Source organism: Mangrovimonas sp. YM274 (genome assembly GCF_030908385.1).
GTDB lineage: Bacteria > Bacteroidota > Bacteroidia > Flavobacteriales > Flavobacteriaceae > Mangrovimonas_A.
On sequence record NZ_CP133091.1, the window covers coordinates 2432505 to 2452053 of the forward strand.

Consider the following 19549-nt stretch of genomic DNA (forward strand, 5'->3'; position numbering starts at 1 on the left):
GTAACATTACATCTCCAATACTAAACGCAAGCCATCCATGCAAAGCCAGGAAATAAAACCCACCCAACCACAAGACGAGCATATTGTTGAGAATAGAGAATTAAGCATTTGGGAAGCCTTGATTCCTGTATTGGCATTGGTGTTAATGCTAGGCTATAATGTTATTGAGGCCTTTGGAGATGACGCCCTAAGCGGAAGCAATCAGTTTATCCTACTTTTAGGAGCAGCTGTAGCCGCCATTGTTGGATACTTCAATAAGGTATCTTTTAACCAAATGATGGAAGAAGTAGCCGAAAACATCAAATCTACTTCAGGGGCAATTCTAATTTTACTTTTAGTAGGTTCTTTGGCGGGAACATGGCTCATTAGCGGTATCATTCCGTCTATGATTTATTACGGACTTCAAATTTTAAGTCCGTCAATTTTTCTACCAGCCTGTGTCATCATTTGTGCTATTATATCGGTAGCTACGGGAAGTAGCTGGACCACCTCTGCAACCGTGGGGATTGCACTTATAGGGATTGGCAATGCTTTGGGCATTAATCCAGGAATGACAGCAGGCGCCGTAATTTCAGGTGCCTATTTTGGTGATAAAATGTCTCCTTTAAGTGATACTACCAATTTGGCTCCAGCTATGGCAGGAGGCGAATTGTTTTCTCATATTAAATATATGATGTATACCACAATACCTACCTTGATCATTACTTTAGTACTGTTTATCATTATTAGCCTGTCTCTTGATGTAAAAGGTGATGCGGATACTTCGGAAATGTTGAATGCTATAGGTAGTGCCTTTCATATTTCGCCTTGGCTATTTTTGGTGCCTGCATTGGTCATCTTTATGATTGTAAAAAAGACGCCTCCCTTACCTGCACTTTTGGCTGGAACCTTACTGGGCGGTGTGTTTGCCCTAATTTTTCAACCAGAAATTGTCAAACAAATAACTGGTGCTTCAGAGCTAACTTTCCTCTCAGCCTACAAAGGTATTATGACTGCTATTACAGTAGATACTTCGGTAACCACTTCTAGTGCCGAATTAAATGATTTATTCTCCTCGGGAGGTATGTACGGTATGTTGGGCACTATTTGGCTAATTCTTTGCGCCATGGTTTTTGGAGGTGTGATGGATGCCATTGGCGCCTTGTCCAGAATCAGTAAGGCCGTATTGAATTTGTTTGACTCTGTCTTCGGTCTTTTTGCTAGTACCGTTATTAGTTGTATCGGATTGAATGCCCTTGCCAGTGATCAATATTTGGCTTTGGTAATTCCTGGAAGAATGTATAAAAAGGCGTTTGAAGATAAAGGATTGGCACCAGAAAACCTTAGCCGCACCCTTGAAGATTCAGGGACAGTAACTTCGGTGTTAGTTCCTTGGAATACTTGTGGCGCCTACCAAAGCGGCGTGTTGGGTGTGGACACTTTATCGTATGCCGGCTATGCCTTCTTTAATTACCTGAGCCCGTTTACAACCTTATTTTATGCGGCCTTTAAAATTAAGATAAAGCAAATTTCCAAGGCTCATTTTTAACAAATAACAAAAAACTATACTTTCATTTTACCTCCATTGAATAAAACTATTATTTAATAAATTTTTAAAATCATGCAACCCCAATAAACCTGCATGAAGTAGTATATTTGCACCTAGAAAATTACTAACAATTTAAATATACTATTATGGCATTTGTAGGAAAAAAATTTCCAAATTTAAACGTAGACGCAATGAACGAAATGGGTGACACCTATAAAATCAACGTTCTTGAAGAAGCGGTAAACAACAAGAAAAAAGTAGTTTTATTTTGGTACCCAAAAGACTTTACTTTTGTATGCCCTACTGAGTTGCACGCATTCCAAGCTGCTTTAGCTGAATTTGAAAAGCGCAACACAATCGTAATCGGAGCATCTTGCGACACTCCAGAAGTACACTTTGCATGGTTGAACACTGCAAAAGACAACGGAGGAATTGAAGGTGTAACTTACCCAATCTTGGCCGATTCTAACAGAAACTTAGCTTCTACCTTAGGAATCTTAGATATCACCAACGAAACTTACAACGAAGAAACTGGTGTTGTAACTGTAGAAGGTGACAACGTAACTTACAGAGCTACTTACATCATCGATGAAGAAGGAACTGTACAACACGAGAGCATCAACAACATGCCATTAGGAAGAAACGTTGGAGAATACCTTCGTTTAATCGATGCCTTGACTCACGTTCAAGAAAAAGGGGAAGTTTGTCCAGCAAACTGGGAAGAAGGTAAAGACGCTATGAACGCCAACAGAGATGGTGTTGCTAGCTACTTGGCTTCTCACTAATAAGCGTTACAACAAATTAAAATCCAAGCTGGCCAAACTTTTTGGCTTGCTTGGATCCTACTCACAATCATAAACTTTTCATTATGGTACAAGAATTAAATCAAGATAACCTACAGGACATCATCAACTCCAACGATACTGTTGTGGTGCAATTTTCAGCAACTTGGTGCGGAAACTGCAGAATCATGAAACCAAAATTCAAAAAATTGGCTTCAGAAAACGAAAGCACTGCTTTTGTAGTAGCGGATGCCGAAAAATTTCCTGAATCTAGAAAGTTGGCCAATGTGGATAACCTTCCAACATTTGCAACCTTTAAAAATGGAGCATTTGTAAACCAAGTGCAGACCAACAAATTTGAGGTTTTGAAGGACCTAGTATCGGAAGTTGTTTAAACCATTATTGGAAAAAATCTATAAGCAATGAAATTACCGGTAATAAAACATTTGACTGAATTTATTGAGGAAAACGACGAAGATTTCGTAATTGAAACCATCGAGACCCTTGAGGCGCTTACAGAGGTTCCATCGCTTAAAGATGAAGAACTTGACGTTATTGGCGAGTTGATCTCCAACATGTATGGAGCCGTTGAAGTCCATAAATTGATTAAGGAAGGTACCCCTAAAAAGGAAGCTCTTAATGGCTTTATGAAACGTGTAATGGGATCTATTGACAAATAATTTGGTTAAAAAAAGCATATAAAAAGCCTTTGAAAACTTATTTCAAGGGCTTTTTTGTACCCATACACCTGCAATTGGAGTTACTATCTCAATTTTTTTCACTTCCCTTACCCCAATTTTTCGTATCTTAAGTACATTAAATATTGGTACAATGAGCGAAGACAATTACATAAAAATTTTCTCTGGCAACTTTATTATGGTACAGCTCATGATAAGCAAGCTTGAAGATGTAGGCATTGAACCTATCATCAAAGATGAATCGGAATCTGGTAGATTGGCCGGTTTTGGATCGTCCATACAGGGATTCCAGGAACTTTACGTCCATAAGGACGAATTGGACAAGGCAGTTCACATTGTAGAATCTGTAAGATCTGAAATGGAAGCATAAAAAAAGCCTGAGATAATCTCAGGCTTTTTTTATGTGTTCAAATTAAAAGATTAGGCTTCTATAGCGTACATCTTTTCTCTTTGTTCCTTAATTTTCTTATCGCTCATGTACTCATCAAAGGTTAAATATCTATCGATAATTCCGTTTGGCGTTAGCTCAATCACTCGGTTTGCAACCGTTTGGGCAAACTCGTGGTCATGAGTAGTGAACAATACAGTTCCTTTAAAGTTTTTAAGTGAATTGTTGAAAGCGGTGATACTTTCCAAATCCAAGTGGTTTGTTGGCTCATCAAGCATCAATACGTTAGCTCTCATCATCATCATTCTACTTAGCATACAACGTACCTTCTCTCCTCCAGACAATACGTCTGCCGTCTTCAGCGCTTCTTCTCCACTAAAGATCATCTTTCCAAGGAATCCTCTAATGTAAACCTCTTCTCTCTCCTCTTCGGTAGTAGCCCATTGACGTAACCAATCTACCAAAGTCAATTTATTCTCAAAATACTCACTGTTATCTAAAGGCAAATAAGACTGAGAAGTCGTTACTCCCCATGAGTAGCTTCCAGAATCAGCTTCCATCTTACCATTGATAATTTGATAGAATGCTGTAGTCGCTCGAGAGTCTTTGGAATATACTACAACCTTATCACCCTTTGCTAAATTGATGTCAACATTTTGGAACAACAAATCACCATCCAATGTAGCAGAAAGATTTTCAATGTTGAGAATTTGATCTCCCGCTTCTCTATCGCGCTCAAAAATAATAGCGGGATAACGTCTGCTAGAAGGCTTGATCTCGGAAATATTCAACTTGTCAATCATTTTCTTTCTACTGGTTGCCTGTTTAGATTTGGCAACGTTGGCAGAAAAACGACGAATAAACTCTTCCAATTCCTTTTTCTTTTCTTCTGCTTTCTTGTTTTGTTGTGCCCGTTGTCTTGCCGCTAACTGCGAAGACTCATACCAGAAGGTATAGTTTCCTGAATAATGCGTAATCTTTCCAAAATCGATATCAGAAATATGCGTACAAACCGCATCCAAAAAGTGACGGTCGTGAGATACCACAATGACACAGTTGTTATAATCTGCCAAGAAATTTTCCAACCAAGAAATAGTTTCATAATCCAGGTCGTTGGTAGGCTCATCCATAATCAGTACATCTGGATTTCCAAAAAGGGCCTGCGCCAAAAGCACACGTACCTTTTGCTTACCATCCAAATCCTTCATCAACATATAGTGCAAATCTTCCTTGATCCCTAAGTTTGAAAGCATGGCAGCGGCATCACTATCGGCATTCCAACCATTCATTTCTTCAAACTGTACCTGAAGCTCCCCTATCTTTTCAGCATTCTCATCGGTATAATCAGCATACAAAGCATCAATTTGAGTTTTAAGCTCGTGTAAGGGCTTATTTCCCATAATGATAGTTTCCAAAACCGTATGTTCGTCATACAAGTTATGGTTTTGCTCCAACACACTCATACGTTTTCCAGGTTCCAAATGCACATGTCCTGAAGTAGGATCCATTTTACCCGATAAAATCTTTAAAAACGTAGACTTTCCTGCTCCGTTTGCTCCAATAATACCGTAACAGTTCCCTTGGGCAAAAGTTGTGTTCACCTCATCGAAGAGAACTCGTTTACCAAACTGAACTGAAAGATTAGAAACTGATAGCATAATAATTTGTTTTAATTTTTTGCAAAAGTAGACAAATGAATCCACAAGATGAAACATCTATTCTATTTTTGACAGCACAAATCCGTTGAAAGCTTAGTACTACATAACTTTTAACAACGCCTTAACAAGAGGTATAGATTTGTTAGTCTATTTTTGTTTATAACCGAAAGCAACCTACATTAAGTAATCTCTATGAAGTTTTACATCATACCCCTTATAGTATCAGTGTTTGTGACGGGATGTATGGATACCAAGTATACTCCCGAAGACCACGCTTATTTTGGGGGTGAAATTATCAATCCCAAAAAAAATTACGTAACACTTCATTTAGCAGAAAACCAAGTAGATACCCTTTACCTTGACGAAGAAAACCGATTTTTTAAGAAGATAGACCATATTAAATCTGGTTTATATGCTTTTTTACATGGCGGTGAATACCAATTGGTGCTTTTGGAACCTCAAGACAGCATCATGTTAAGGTTAAACACCTTAGATTTTGATGAGTCCTTGGTATTTACAGGAATTGGCTCCAAAAAGAACAACTACCTAATTAAATCCTTTTTACAGGATGAAAGTGAGGATAAAAAGAAAACCACCCTCTTTAAGATGCCACCCGAAGAGTTTGAAGATTATTTAAGCTCAAAAAAAGAGGAAAAAATGGCACACCTCAATCTCTTTTTGGAAAAATACCCTTCTACCAATTTTTTCAAATCCATAGCCGAAGCCAACATTAATTACAACAATTATTACTACAGGGAGGTATACCCGTTTGGTTATTATGGTGACAGCAGATTAGTCCACTTTAAAGATTTACCCGAACACTTCTACGATTTTAGAAAAGACATTAACTATAATTTTGAAGCATTAAGAGAATATGCCACCTACAATCGGTTTTTAATTGCTCACTTCAACAACCTTGCCCTTGACGAATATTACAAAAATACAGACCAGCATTTATACTTCGATAGACACTCCTTAAAGTATAACCTCAAAAAGTTAGATTTAATCGATAGCCTTGTAAATGTTGATGCCATCAAGAATAATTTACTAAAAGTAAACATAAGAGAATGCGTCTATATGAGTGATGACATTCAGGAGACCAACCAATTATTGGATTCCTATTTGGCTAAAACCACAAGCAACATAGACAAAAGAGACATTAATAATCTTGTGGCTAGACTAAACAGACTTAAGCCAGGAGAACCAATCCCTGATATTACTTTGGTCAATTTTGAGGATGAAAAAGAAAATTTAAAATCCTTAATAAACGAACCAACTGTCATTTACTTTTGGTCGTCAAACTTTGACCTAAACCACAAAAATCTTTATTACCGAACCAAAAAGCTCAAGGATAAATATCCTGACCTTAATATTATTGCCATTAACATTAATGATGAAAATAAAGTCTATTGGAAAAACACATTGAAACGCAGTAAACTTTCTGCTCAAAATGAGTACCGCTTTGAAGATTTGGGTGAAGGAATGAAAACATTAGTCATTAACTCTGTTTACACCGTGTTTTTAGTTGATGCCTCAGGTAAAATTATCTCTTCCAAAAACAGCCTTTACAGTAAAGAATTTGAGAATAACTTTGAAAAACTAATCGCTCAGAAATAAAAGCCATTATTTTTCAATTTATCATATAAAAAAAGCTCCTAATTGTTAGGAGCTTTTTTTATATGAGGGAAAAGAATTTTTAGTTTCCTTTTTTATAGTCTGCCAAAAACTTCTCAAGTCCTATATCTGTTAATGGGTGGTTTAACAAGCCTGTAATAGCACTCAATGGCCCAGTCATTACATCTGCACCAAGTTTAGCACAGTCAATCACGTGCATTGTGTGACGTACAGAAGCCGCAAGAATTTCTGTTTCGTAACCGTAGTTGTCAAAAATTTGACGGATTTCAGCAATAAGGTTCAATCCATCTGTAGAAATATCGTCTAAACGACCAATAAATGGAGAAACATAAGTTGCTCCCGCTTTAGCCGCCAATAACGCTTGCCCTGGAGAAAACACCAAAGTTACATTGGTTTTAATTCCTTTATCACTGAAATATTTACAAGCCTTAACACCGTCTTTAATCATTGGTAATTTAATCACGATTTGGTCGTGTAACTCAGCTAAAGCCTCACCCTCTCTTACCATTCCTTCAAAATCTGTAGAAATTACCTCGGCACTTACATCACCATCTACAATATTACAGATATCTACATAGTGCTTCATAATGTTATCAACCCCTGTAATACCTTCTTTGGCCATTAATGAAGGGTTGGTTGTTACACCATCCAAAATACCTAATTCCTGTGCCTCTCTAATTTGATCTAAATTAGCTGTGTCTATAAAAAATTTCATGTTTATTGTTTATTTAAAGTTGATTATTAAATCTCCAGCAAAATTACAATTTATAATGATTAAGCAGTAGTTTTTCGTAAACTTTATCAGGCAAAATTCGCTTTAAAACAATGGAAAACTTCTGCATAAACTCTCCTACTTTATAATGGATTTTAGGATTTGGAGTTTCTATGATTTTATGAATGGCTTTTGCCATAAGCATAGGGTCCTTTCCTTCATCTACATGGGCATCCATCAATTTTAAGGTATTTCCATAAGGTTCCTTGTATGGAGACTCCTGCAATACAGGCGCATGAAACCTTCCCGCTGCAATATTTGTAGCAAAATCTCCAGGAGCCACATTGGTCATTTTAATGTTAAAACCTTTAAGTTCCATCCTGAAAGCCTCCGTCACCAGTTCCAAAGCCCCTTTGCTGGCACTGTAAATACCTCGGTAAGGCAATCCCATATAGCCCGCAATGGAAGTTACGTTAACTATCATCCCAGTATTTTGGTTACGCATGTGTGGCAATACAGCCTTGATAACATTTATTGGACCAAAAAAATTAGTTTCGAAATTACGCTTGATTTCCACATCCGGAATTTCTTCAATAGGGCCAGTTATTCCTGCCCCGGCATTGTTAATGAGCACATCTATTTTCCCTGACCTCTCCACCACAAAGGCTACTGCCTTGGCAATTGTATCAGGCTTGGAAACATCCAAGGCTATTAATTGAAACTTGCTATTGGTATATTTATCAGGATTTCTGCTGGTACCGTATACCTTATACCCTTTTGTAGTTAAAAACTCTCCTATGGATTTACCGATTCCGGAAGATCCTCCGGTAATGAGTACAACTTTAGACATTATGATATTATAAACTTAGGGCGTAAAAATAAGAATGTATTTGGGAAGAGCATAAAACAAAAAGGATTTGTTACAAAAGTGCAACAAATCCATATATTTTTAATTCCCCTTTTCACCAAAAAGGTTCAGTTTATGCCATAAAAAAAGGCAAGCTACCTACATCACACCGCTACGACCGCGTACCTTTGCTGCGTTCCCGCCCTGGAGGATTCAGCAGGAGCTGGTTGTGTAGGACTTGCCGCTGCAAAGATACAATCTTTTAATAGTTCTGCAATGATTTTTTAAACTGAATTTTATTAGATAAATTGCCTTAAAAACATATTGAAATGACAGCCACATATAAACTTCTATCAATCACCATTTTAGCTTTTGTTTTATGGTCTTGCGGCAGCAATAATGAAACCAAAAAAAATATTTTTTCTATTGAAACAAGCGCCAAAAAGAACATAATTACCCTTGGAGAGACCTTAAAACTGTCATTAAAAAACCCAAAAAACGTCGAAGTGACCTCGGTTAGTTATAAGCTGGCCGACCAAACAATCCCCAATGAAATTAAATTGGAAGATGTAAAACTAGGCGTTCAACAAATAACCGCTACAATCACCACTAAAGAAGGTACCGATGAAGTTTCAACTCGCATCACCATTTTGAACAACCAAAAACCAAAACTATATACCTTTAATATCATTAACGAATATCCTCACGATATTACCTCCTACACGCAAGGACTAGAATTTCACGACGGCTATCTTTATGAAAGTACAGGGCAATACAACGAATCTAAATTACTTAAAGTAGATTATAAAACAGGAGACGTATTACAAAAGACCGATTTGGAAAGGCAGTATTTTGGAGAGGGAATGACCATTTTAAATGACAAGATCTACCAGTTAACTTGGAGAGAAAACACCGGATTTGTTTACCAATTGGAGTCTTTTGAAAAGATTAGCTCCTTCACTTACGGTCAAAGCAAAGAAGGTTGGGGACTTTGTAATGACAATAACGTAATTTATAAAAGTGATGGAACCGAGAACATATGGATTTTAGATCCTAACACCCTTCAGGAAAAAGACCATATTCAGGTTTACCGAGATAAGGGAAAAGTAATCAACCTGAATGAATTGGAATGGATTGACGGTAAAATATATGCCAACAACTATCAATTTAATGGTGTAACCATTATCAACCCTAAAAATGGCGCTGTAGAAGGAGTTATTGACTTCTCCCCGCTTCACAACAAAGTAAAACAACATCCTGGCCTAGACGTACTGAATGGTCTTGCTTACAATCCTGAGACAAATACCCTTTTTGTAACTGGTAAACGTTGGAACAAATTGTTTGAAGTTGAAATTATTGAAAAGTAAGCAATAAAGGCTACTTTTGCGCCCAAACAAATTGAGCCATGAAAACCTTTGAAACCATAATTACCGTAACAGAAGATGATCTGGACCAGCTAAACCACGTCAACAATGTGAGGTACGTACAATGGGTTCAAGATGTTGCGTCCCAACATTGGGACGCTGGGGCTACCCAAGCCATAAAAGACCAGTATTTTTGGGTGTTGGTAAAACATACCATAGAATACAAGCAACCTGCCTTTCTAGGAGAATCCATTAGGCTAAAAACCTATATCGCCAAATCCGAAGGTGTCATCTCTACTAGGATTGTAGAAATCTATAACAATACAACCTCCAAGCTACTTGTAACCTCAAAAGCCAATTGGTGTTTAATTTCAAAAAATACCAATCGGCCTTGCAGAATTACTGAAGAAATAGAACATCTCTTTACTTAAACAAAGGTTAAAACCGCTGTTAAATTTTCTTAAGAAAGAGGATTCTTACTTTACTATTGTCTTATTTTGATTGTAAGCCAACCAATCAAAATATGTTTAGAATCCTTTGTTTTGTTTGTATTCTTGCCTCCCAACTTGCCGCTTCCCAATCCTTGAAAGGCAAAGTATATGATGCCGAAACCACTGTAAAAGGAGGCAAAATCATCAACATCAACAAAAATAAATTTACTTATACCGATGACAATGGCAACTTCAATGTAGAAGCCGCTCCAGGCGACACTTTAACATTCCACTCCTTATTTCATGAAAGCCAGCAACTGGTTTTAAAACCAATTCACTTTAAAGAAACCCTAGTCATTGAATTAAAAAAAGTTACTCATACCTTAGATGAAATCATCATAATTGATGAAAGGGAAAAGGTTTTTGACTCTACAAAATTCCAATCTACCTTTCTAAAGCAGTTGGCAACTGATAGGAAGAACAATCCCTTTTTATACAGTAACCAATATAACACTTCAATGGATTTCATTGCCATAGGAAAACTTTTTGGAAAACTATTTAAAAGCAAAAAAGACATCCCAGTCATCCAGTATGCATTATATGAGGATTTTTACAGACTATTTTCCACGAGTTCCTATTTCAATGACAACTTTATAAAGAAAGAACTACATATTCCATTGGAACACAAATACCTATTCTTTGAATACTTAGAAGCCCAAAACATTTCGAAATCCCTACTGAAAAGCAACAATGATTTTCTCCTTTTGGATGCCCTTTTAAAGCATGGCGATAGCTTCTCCAAACTATTGCAGGAAAACAAACCTTAACTTAAAAGGCAACAACTCTAAAATACTTCCGTTGATACTACGCATTCGTGTAAAAAATCATACTTTTATCGCTCAAAAGCACCACAGCATTTTATTATCTATGAAGAAACTAGGCTACTTTATTTTTGCACTATCAATTTTAATGACCTGGAGTTCCTGTCGAAACGATTTTGATTTCGAACCAAGTACGGGACAATTACAATTTTCCAAAGACACCGTGTACCTTGATACCGTATTCACAAATATTGGTTCAAGCACCTACAACCTTAAAGTATACAACAGAAGTTCTAATGATATTGTCATCCCTACGCTACGTTTAGGACAAGGAGAAAGCTCCAATTACCGCTTGAATGTTGACGGCCTTTCCGGAAAGGAGTTTCAAGATATAGAATTATTGGCAAAGGACAGTATGTACATTTTTATAGAAACAACTGTAGACATAGAAACCTTTGCTGCTACCAACTCCCAATTTTTATACACCGATGCCATAGAATTTGACAGCGGCAACAATTTTCAAAAAGTAGAATTGGTAACCCTAATACAAGATGCGGTATTTATCTATCCTAGTAAAGATGAAACTACCGGAATTGTGGAAACCCTCACGTTTGATGTGGATGGTGATGGCATTGATGACGAAACGAATCTTCAAGGGCGTTTTTTAACCGATGAAGAATTGACATTTACCAACGAGAAACCCTATGTTATTTACGGCTACGCGGGAGTCAACAGTGGCAAAACACTGACTGTAGAAGCTGGTGCGCGCATACATTTTCACGCCAATTCAGGCCTGCTAGTAACCAATAACGCGTCTTTACAAGTAAATGGTGCTTTTAGCAATGACCAAGAGCTTTTGGAAAACGAAGTTATTTTTCAAGGGGACCGTCTTGAACCTTTATACGAGGATGTTCCTGGGCAATGGGGAACCATTTGGTTATACAACGGAAGTACCAATAACTCCATTAATTACGCCACCATAAAAAATGCAACCATCGGTATTTTAAGTGAAGGAAACCAATACGAAGAAAGCAATAAACTGAATCTTACAAATACCCAAATTTACAACTCTAGTAACTTTGGTGTTTTGGGTCGTGCTACTTCTATTGGAGCCCAAAATGTAGTTATCAATAATTCTGGGCAATCATCTTTTGCAGGCACCTATGGCGGAAAATACAATTTTACGCACTGTACCTTGGCCAATTATTGGGGCAACAGCTTTAGGCAATTTCCATCCGTACTTATCAATAATTATGAGGTGGATGAAGAACAGAATATCTACACCAATGACCTTGATGAGGCCAACTTCAACAATTGCATTATCTATGGTAATGACAACCCTGAATTTCTTTTGGATCAAGAAGAAAGTGGCGAAGTCTTCAATTTCAAATTTACCAACTGTCTGTTAAGATTTCAAGATAACACCAACTTCTTTTCTGGAGACAATTATGATTTTGACAATACGCTTCTGTATGAGAACAATATCTTTAATGAATCGCCCGATTTTAGAGCACCTTTTGAAAACGATTTAATAATAGGGGAAGATTCTGCAGCCAACAATCAAGGGAATGCTTTTTATGCCAACCAAGTACCAACAGACCTCTTGAACAACAACAGAACTAGTTCCCCCGATTTAGGCGCATATCAACATATTACATTTGAAGAAAATTAAGATTAGTTAGTAAAACACATATTTAGGTAATCAAAATTTAACTAATTTTATAACACAACTATTAATCAGGGTTTTGTTATGACTTATTTTATTTTTGAAATAGCCTGTATCTGTGCAGGTCTTATGCTAGCGGTAACAACTTTAGACCGTTTGGACGGAAAAAGTAATTTTTTTGTAAATATTGCCGCCAAATTACAGCCATTAAGCCCTATTATTGGAATACTAACCTTAGCCATAGGTATTATATTCATAATTAAATTTAACTGTATCATTTTCGCTCTTGTAGGGATAGCCTGCGGAATATTGTTACTCCCCCAACAGCTTTCAAAAGTTCCAGGGATAGGCGATTCACTTTTCAAACTATCTCAAAAAATAAACCCCTATAAAGTACTCATCGGGGATGTTGCACTTATTCTAGGGGTTTTAAGCTTATTTAATATGAATCCCTTCTGCTAACAGATCATTTTAATTCAATCTTTTTGGTAACAGATCCTAATTCGTTAGAAATATTAAAATAATAAAGTCCTTTGGCAATATTGGATAAATCAACCCTATTATTAGAATTGTCAAGTTCCTGTTCGTATACATGTTGCCCTAAAGTATTGTAGACTGATAAATGTGAGGCCAATTCTAGACCAGAAATTACCACCAATCCCGAGGAAGGATTTGGATAAATACTAATCAGGCCAAATGCGGCCTCATCAATCCCAAGAGTACTTCCCTCCACAACTTCCAAAGTTTGATTAGGAGCAACATTATTATAAATATCTACAGTACCACTTAGCCATGTCACCTTAACATAATCGATGGTTGTGGACTCTCCTACTCCGAAAAGCTCAGTGTTGGAATTTTGGCTTAAATACCCTTCCCCTAAAGCAACATAACGATACTGTACTTTTCCTCCGGCAGAAACCTCCAATTTTGAACCAATACCATCTTTGTTAGAACTAACACCTTCCAATTTTACCTTAAGATAATTATTAGAAGTATCGGTTTGATTTTCCCATAAAAACGGCAGCGAATTATCATTAATAACTACCATATCTGGCAATCCATCATTGTTAAAGTCACCTAGGGCATTCCCATAACTCACTTGAATATCGTCATCAAAACCGGCGGTTTCAGGAATCAAACATGTGTCGTTTCCTTGGTTGTGGTAAAAGGCAGAAGGAAGCAGCATAGCAGGCTGAGTATCTGTAAAAGCACCACTAACATAAATGTCGTTAAACGTATCCAAATCGGCATCCAAAAATAGGGCTCCCCAACCAAAACTATTGAAAACAGTTCCTGTCATACCAGCAATATTGGTAAAGGTTTCATCACCATTGTTACTTAAAAGTGCATTCCCTTCAGGATCGGCAAAAGGACTATCGGTATTGGTTATATAGATATCCACCCAACCATCATTATCAAAGTCTTCCACTGTGGCAGACATAGCATCCATTGCTAAATCGGCGCCACTGCTTACACTAATGTCTGTAAATGTGCCATCGCCATTGTTTTTCAAAAAATAGTTATCATAATAAGTACGATCATTATTGATATAAATATCTTGCCAACCGTCATTATTGAAATCGCAAAAAACTGCATTTAAACACAACACAGCTTCCAAATCCGCAACCCCAGAAGCTACAGTAACATTGGTAAATGTACCATCTCCTTCGTTGTGATACAGTTGATTGTAAATTTCGGAAGTGAAGTCGTACTTGCATATCATGACATCCAAAAATCCATCGTTGTCATAATCTCCCCAAGCACAACCTGTAGACAAAGGCGTATTCCCATCTATTCCTGATGTTTCCGTAACATCAACAAAGGTCATATCTCCTTGATTCTGATAAAGTCTGTTGAAACCAATATTACTGGTCACAAAAAAATCTTTATCGCCATCATTGTCATAATCTACCCAAATAGGATGCTTGGTATTGTAATTGGGATCGACCATATCAAAAGTCACCTGCGAAAAAGTTCCTTCATTATTTTGAAAAAACAACACGGGAGTATCTGTAGCCGAACTGAAGGTTATATCATCCCAACCGTCACCATTAAAATCGCAGAACGAAACGCCGCCTCCTTCTGAAAGAAGATCGATCGTCACATCAATTCCCTTGGCCAGTGCCACATTATCAAATTGCAATTGAGCCTTTAGTTTAGGGGACACCAAAAACAAACCAATTGCACTAACGAACGCTATTAATCTTGTTACCATAGAGTATTTGTTTAGTTAAACAAAGCTCTATCCTTCATCATGTTGTTCACTTTTACAGCGACTTCTTCCAGCACAGTTTCGTTTTCATAATTTGTAATAACCTCGTCTATCAAGGTTACGATAGATTCCATATCAGCTTCTTTTAAACCTCTTGTGGTTATAGCCGCTGCCCCTATTCTAATTCCTGAAGTAACAAAAGGAGACTTATCATCAAAAGGCACCATATTCTTGTTTACAGTAATATCAGCTTTTACCAAAGCTTCCTCTGCCTCTTTTCCTGTTATGTTCTTATTGCGAAGATCGATCAACATCATGTGGTTATCAGTCCCTCCGGAAATGATATTATAGCCTTTAGCCACAAAAGCCTCAGCCATAGCTGCAGCGTTCTTCTTCACCTGCAATACATAATGCATAAAATCATCGGTAAGTGCTTCACCAAAAGCAATAGCCTTAGCGGCAATGATATGTTCTAATGGTCCTCCTTGGTTTCCTGGGAATACCGCAGAATCCAATAATGAAGACATTTTTCTAAGATTTCCATTTTTCAACTTTAATCCAAATGGATTGTCAAAATCTTCTCCCATTAAAATCATCCCTCCTCTAGGTCCTCTAAGAGTTTTGTGCGTTGTAGTCGTTACAATATGACAGTGAGGAATTGGGTCATTCAAAATTCCTTTGGCTATCAAACCTGCTGGGTGAGAAATATCGGCCATTAAAATAGCTCCCACGCTATCAGCAATTTCACGGAACCTTTTAAAGTCCATATCACGGGAATAAGCAGAAGCTCCCGCTATAATAAGTTTAGGCTGCTCTTTAGTGGCAACCTCTTGAATTTTATCATAGTTCAAAACGCCAGTTTCTTGATCTACTCCATAAAACACAGGATTGTACAATTTTCCTGAGAAATTCACTGGAGACCCGTGTGTTAAGTGTCCACCATGAGATAAATCGAAACCTAATATTTTGTCTCCAGGCTTCAAACAAGCTGCAAAAACCGCAGTGTTAGCTTGACTTCCTGAATGTGGCTGTACGTTTGCGTAGGCAGCTCCAAACAATGTTTTGGCACGATCTATGGCTATTTGTTCTATTTGATCAACCACTTCGCACCCTCCGTAATAACGTTTTCCTGGGTATCCTTCGGCATATTTATTGGTCAATACAGAACCTGCAGCTTCCATTACTTGTTCGCTTACAAAATTCTCGGAAGCAATTAACTCCAAACCTTCCAATTGTCTTTCTCTTTCGTCTTCTATGAGCTCAAAAATTTGTTGATCACGTAGCATAAAAATTAGTTTAGTTAAAAATTTATCAAAAATAATAAATCCAATGAGTATTGAAGTTCAAAAAACAGATATTTACCTTCTTGGTCTTTATTTTTTATTAACCCTTAGAAATCAACCTACTTTTTCAGCATTTTTTTCAATTAGAACGAAAAAATTATGTAGGTTTGACTAGAATTTATTAAACCATTAATCTCTAATACTTTTATGCCTTTATCAGCAAATAATCCAGATAGAACATCATGGCTGCACGTAGGAAAGAACTCTGATTTTCCAATTCAAAACATACCTTTTGGGGTGTTTCTTACACGTGACGACATCATTACTATAGGAACCCGAATTGGAGATACTGCCATAGACTTGGGTGCACTGCATCAATTAGGCTATTTTGACGGCATTCCGTTAACCGACGATATATTCCTTCAAGATACCCTTAACGACTTTATTGCCGACGGAAGAAAAACATGGCGTGCCGTACGTAACCGTATTGCTCAAATCTTTGACAGTAATAACACCACTTTAAAAAACAATAAACAACATAAAGAAATTGTCCTGTTTCGTTTAGACGAAATTGAAATGCAATTGCCTGTTGAAATTGGGGACTATACCGATTTTTATTCAAGCCTTGAACATGCCACCAACGTTGGAACCATGTTTAGAGGCGCCGATAATGCACTGATGCCTAACTGGCTGCACATACCTGTTGGTTACCATGGAAGAAGTTCTTCTATCATCCCTTCAGGAATCCCGGTCCACAGACCACAAGGACAAACCCTTCCGGCAGGAAGTGAAACCCCTGTATTTGGACCATCCAAATTGGTAGATTTTGAACTGGAAATGGCTTTCATTACTACCGATGCCAATGACCTTGGAGAACCTATTCCAATCGAGGAAGCAGAAGAATACATCTTTGGATTGGTATTGTTGAACGACTGGTCTGCCCGCGATATTCAAAAATGGGAATATGTACCACTAGGACCATTCTTGGCAAAAAACTTCGCCTCTTCCATTTCACCTTGGATTGTGACGTTGGATGCCTTGGAACCGTACCGCGTACAAGGTCCAAAACCAGAAAAACCTCAGTTACCATATTTACAATACAAAGGTAAAAAGAGCTACGACATCAACTTAGAAGTATCTCTTAAGCCCAAATCGGCAAAAGAAACTATTGTGAGCAAATCCAACTTTAAATATATGTATTGGAACATGGCTCAGCAATTGGCTCACCACACCATTAACGGTTGTCCTGTAAACTCTGGAGACCTTATGGGAAGTGGAACCATTTCTGGACCAACCGAAGATTCCTTTGGATCTATGCTGGAATTGACTTGGCGAGGAGAACGCCCATTAACAATGAAGGACGGTTCCGAGCGTAAATTTATCAATGATTATGACACTGTAATCATGAGAGGTTATTGCGAAAAGGACGGTACCCGAATTGGATTTGGAGAAGTATCTACTCAATTACTTCCGGTTTTTGAACCTAAAAAGAAAAAGTAATACAATTTACACATATACATCATACAACCCTCAATAGTGATATTGAGGGTGTTTTTTTTGGCATTAAATTTGAATCTAGACATAAACACACCTAAAACAAATGCTTATGAAACGAAGTTTACTCTTATCAGTTATCCTTTCTTTGGTATTAAGCTGCAGTAGCAAAAAACAAGTTGAGAGAGCCATTAATACTGGCAATTACAACCAAGCCATCACGGAAGCTCTAAGAAAATTGGAAACCAATAAAACTTCCAAACGCAAACAGGATTACGCCATGATGCTGCAAGACGCATTTCACAAGGCACAAGAACGTGATCTAACAACAATTAAACACCTCAAAAAAGATAACAATCCGGAATTGTATACAGAAATCTATGAACTCTATAGTTACCTCAACAAAAGGCAGGAAGCCATTAAACCAATTTTACCATTGGTCGTAGAAGGTAAGACCATCACTTTCAAGTTTCAGGATTACAGCAATGCCATTTCCGAATGGAAAAACAAAACCGCTGATTATTTATATGAAAAAGGTCTAGCGCTTTTAGAGTCCAACTTTAAAACGGATATCAGGGAAGCCCATAACGTATTCTCATACGTGGAGCGCATCTATCCAAATTATGAAGACACCCGGGAATTACTTTTGGAAGCTCATGAAAGAGGTATGGAACATGTGATTGTACATATTAAAAATTACACCAATCAGGTCATCCCTCGGCAATTGGAACAAGATTTATTGAATTTTGACACTTATGGTCTAAATCAGTTTTGGTTATCATATCACTCCAACAGAATATCAGGACTGCAATACGATTATGGCATGGAACTACAGTTACAGCGCATCAATATTTCTCCGGAACAAATTAAGGAACGTCAAATTCCTAGAGAGCAGGAAATAGTGGATGGCTGGCAGTACCAGTTGGATCAAAACGGGAATGTGATGAAGGACAGTCTCGGCAACGACATTAAAGTAGACAAAATAATCAATGTGAAAGCCAACCTTTATGAATTCCAGCAATTCAAATCATCACAAATTCTTGGAAATGCTGTGTTTTCAGACCTTAAAACACAACAAACGATAAGTACACTTCCTATAGATAGTGGATTTATCTTTGAGCATTTTTACGCAACCTATGAAGGAGACAAACGAGCTTTGACTAGAGAAGACTTAAACTTAATGCGCAACCGTGCTATTCCATTCCCCAGCAACGAACAAATGGTATTTGACACGGGTGAAGATTTAAAACTAAAACTGAAGGATATTTTAGCCTCATTCAAAATAGACAATCAAACTACAGCCCCTCGTTATTAGGGGCTTTTTTTTTAGAATACTAAACGTAATCATTTAAATTAAGTTCCAAAATAGCACTATGACTAGCATGTGCTACCACTACTCCATTTTTAATAACAAGAAGCTGTGGCGATTGATGCATCACCTGGAACATACTTGAAATGGCATTAGATACCTCTCGATAGTTCAATAAATCCAAAAAATTCAAATCGAAGTCTTCTTCCGGAAAACCATAAGCTCCTTCAAATTGACGTAATACCATTCTGCTCACTCCACATCTTGTAGAATGCTTAAAAATTAATTGTGGCTTAGTTTGAGAGGCCTCCTTAAGCTCGTTTAACTGCTCAACCGTAGTCAAGGCGCACCATGACACTTTTCCCAACTCTTCACTTTCTTCAATGACCTTATCGCCACCAAACAATTTCTTTATAAATCCCATGTATTTCTCTTTTAGAAATGTAAATCTAATTTATTTTTTGTTCAACAGTTATAAATTAACGTTAATCAAATAGCTAACACATAAAAACAACTTGATTATCAATTATTTAACATCAAATTCCCACTGTAAAAACAATACTTTTTTGTAACTTACAGTACAAACCAAGACCTATCCTACACCTCGCTAAAAACCGACAAAACGTCACGGTTTTTCCGTTAAAATAACGACATTTTGTCACACGTGTTTAAGTGGTAAGCTTTTTGACTTTAGCTTTCTAAAATCAAAAGAAAATCAAAC

Annotated in this window: 19 protein-coding genes and 1 other RNA gene; 13 read left to right on the plus strand and 7 right to left on the minus strand. The window is 37.3% G+C overall.

Going from position 1 to position 19549, the window contains the following annotated elements; translation table 11 throughout:
* The first annotated feature begins 10 nt into the window (after positions 1 to 10).
* The 5 genes from nhaC to RBH95_RS10455 all read left to right on the plus strand — a co-directional run bounded on the left by nhaC (position 11) and on the right by RBH95_RS10455 (position 3378).
* Entirely contained in the window at positions 11 to 1528 is a 1518-nt protein-coding gene (gene nhaC, locus RBH95_RS10435) for a Na+/H+ antiporter NhaC (protein WP_307902249.1), read from the plus strand.
* A gap of 146 nt (positions 1529 to 1674) precedes the next feature.
* Entirely contained in the window at positions 1675 to 2313 is a 639-nt protein-coding gene (locus RBH95_RS10440; RefSeq protein WP_307899536.1) for a peroxiredoxin, read from the plus strand.
* A gap of 83 nt (positions 2314 to 2396) precedes the next feature.
* Complete coding sequence (locus RBH95_RS10445; protein ID WP_307899537.1) at positions 2397 to 2705, plus strand: co-chaperone YbbN; 309 nt, start codon at positions 2397 to 2399, stop codon at positions 2703 to 2705.
* A 27-nt stretch (positions 2706 to 2732) separates the two neighbouring features.
* Entirely contained in the window at positions 2733 to 2990 is a 258-nt protein-coding gene (locus RBH95_RS10450; protein WP_307899538.1) for a hypothetical protein, read from the plus strand.
* A 151-nt stretch (positions 2991 to 3141) separates the two neighbouring features.
* On the plus strand, positions 3142 to 3378 hold the full coding sequence (locus RBH95_RS10455; RefSeq protein ID WP_307899539.1) for a putative signal transducing protein: 237 nt from the start codon (positions 3142 to 3144) through the stop codon (positions 3376 to 3378).
* Between the two features lie 50 nt (positions 3379 to 3428).
* Here the strand turns inward: RBH95_RS10455 and RBH95_RS10460 are convergent, their stop codons facing one another.
* Positions 3429 to 5054, minus strand: coding sequence for an ABC-F family ATP-binding cassette domain-containing protein (locus tag RBH95_RS10460; protein ID WP_307899540.1), 1626 nt, complete (start codon positions 5052 to 5054; stop codon positions 3429 to 3431).
* 192 nt (positions 5055 to 5246) lie between these two features.
* On the opposite strand from RBH95_RS10460, the gene RBH95_RS10465 reads away from it, so the two are divergent.
* Positions 5247 to 6671: a hypothetical protein gene (locus tag RBH95_RS10465; RefSeq protein ID WP_307899541.1), complete on the plus strand. Its 1425-nt coding sequence runs from the start codon at positions 5247 to 5249 to the stop codon at positions 6669 to 6671.
* 79 nt (positions 6672 to 6750) lie between these two features.
* Here the strand turns inward: RBH95_RS10465 and fsa are convergent, their stop codons facing one another.
* The 3 genes from fsa to ffs all read right to left on the minus strand — a co-directional run bounded on the left by fsa (position 6751) and on the right by ffs (position 8492).
* Positions 6751 to 7404, minus strand: a complete 654-nt coding sequence (gene fsa, locus RBH95_RS10470) for a fructose-6-phosphate aldolase (RefSeq protein ID WP_307899542.1) — start codon at positions 7402 to 7404, stop codon at positions 6751 to 6753.
* 43 nt (positions 7405 to 7447) lie between these two features.
* Complete coding sequence (locus RBH95_RS10475) at positions 7448 to 8251, minus strand: SDR family oxidoreductase (RefSeq protein ID WP_307899543.1); 804 nt, start codon at positions 8249 to 8251, stop codon at positions 7448 to 7450.
* Positions 8252 to 8393: 142 nt separating this feature from the next.
* An RNA gene (gene ffs, locus RBH95_RS10480) (signal recognition particle sRNA small type) lies at positions 8394 to 8492 on the minus strand.
* 85 nt (positions 8493 to 8577) lie between these two features.
* Between ffs and RBH95_RS10485 the strand changes: the two genes are divergently transcribed.
* From RBH95_RS10485 to RBH95_RS10505, 5 genes are all read left to right on the plus strand, one after another.
* Complete coding sequence (locus RBH95_RS10485; RefSeq protein WP_307899544.1) at positions 8578 to 9615, plus strand: glutaminyl-peptide cyclotransferase; 1038 nt, start codon at positions 8578 to 8580, stop codon at positions 9613 to 9615.
* A 38-nt stretch (positions 9616 to 9653) separates the two neighbouring features.
* Positions 9654 to 10043, plus strand: coding sequence for a thioesterase family protein (locus RBH95_RS10490; protein ID WP_307899546.1), 390 nt, complete (start codon positions 9654 to 9656; stop codon positions 10041 to 10043).
* Between the two features lie 92 nt (positions 10044 to 10135).
* Positions 10136 to 10870 (plus strand): hypothetical protein, encoded by a 735-nt coding sequence (locus tag RBH95_RS10495; RefSeq protein ID WP_307899547.1) that lies wholly within the window; start codon positions 10136 to 10138, stop codon positions 10868 to 10870.
* Between the two features lie 100 nt (positions 10871 to 10970).
* A complete protein-coding gene (locus tag RBH95_RS10500; RefSeq protein WP_307899548.1) occupies positions 10971 to 12536 on the plus strand; it encodes a hypothetical protein in 1566 nt (521 codons plus the stop codon).
* 78 nt (positions 12537 to 12614) lie between these two features.
* Positions 12615 to 12992 carry a hypothetical protein gene (locus RBH95_RS10505; protein ID WP_307899549.1) on the plus strand — a complete coding sequence of 126 codons (378 nt, stop codon included), beginning with the start codon at positions 12615 to 12617 and terminating at the stop codon, positions 12990 to 12992.
* Positions 12993 to 12996: 4 nt separating this feature from the next.
* On the opposite strand, the gene RBH95_RS10510 is transcribed toward RBH95_RS10505, so the two are convergent.
* Both RBH95_RS10510 and glyA read right to left on the minus strand, forming a co-directional pair.
* Positions 12997 to 14745 carry an FG-GAP-like repeat-containing protein gene (locus RBH95_RS10510; RefSeq protein ID WP_307899550.1) on the minus strand — a complete coding sequence of 583 codons (1749 nt, stop codon included), beginning with the start codon at positions 14743 to 14745 and terminating at the stop codon, positions 12997 to 12999.
* Between the two features lie 11 nt (positions 14746 to 14756).
* Positions 14757 to 16028, minus strand: coding sequence for a serine hydroxymethyltransferase (gene glyA / locus RBH95_RS10515; RefSeq protein WP_307899551.1), 1272 nt, complete (start codon positions 16026 to 16028; stop codon positions 14757 to 14759).
* Between the two features lie 204 nt (positions 16029 to 16232).
* Between glyA and fahA the strand changes: the two genes are divergently transcribed.
* Both fahA and RBH95_RS10525 read left to right on the plus strand, forming a co-directional pair.
* The gene (fahA, locus tag RBH95_RS10520; protein WP_307899552.1) at positions 16233 to 17525 is read left to right on the plus strand and encodes a fumarylacetoacetase; all 1293 of its coding nucleotides are present in this window, start codon (positions 16233 to 16235) and stop codon (positions 17523 to 17525) included.
* Between the two features lie 106 nt (positions 17526 to 17631).
* Positions 17632 to 18834 carry a hypothetical protein gene (locus RBH95_RS10525; RefSeq protein ID WP_307899553.1) on the plus strand — a complete coding sequence of 401 codons (1203 nt, stop codon included), beginning with the start codon at positions 17632 to 17634 and terminating at the stop codon, positions 18832 to 18834.
* A gap of 19 nt (positions 18835 to 18853) precedes the next feature.
* Here the strand turns inward: RBH95_RS10525 and ytxJ are convergent, their stop codons facing one another.
* Entirely contained in the window at positions 18854 to 19252 is a 399-nt protein-coding gene (ytxJ, locus tag RBH95_RS10530; RefSeq protein ID WP_307899554.1) for a bacillithiol system redox-active protein YtxJ, read from the minus strand.
* Between the last annotated feature and the right edge of the window lie 297 nt (positions 19253 to 19549).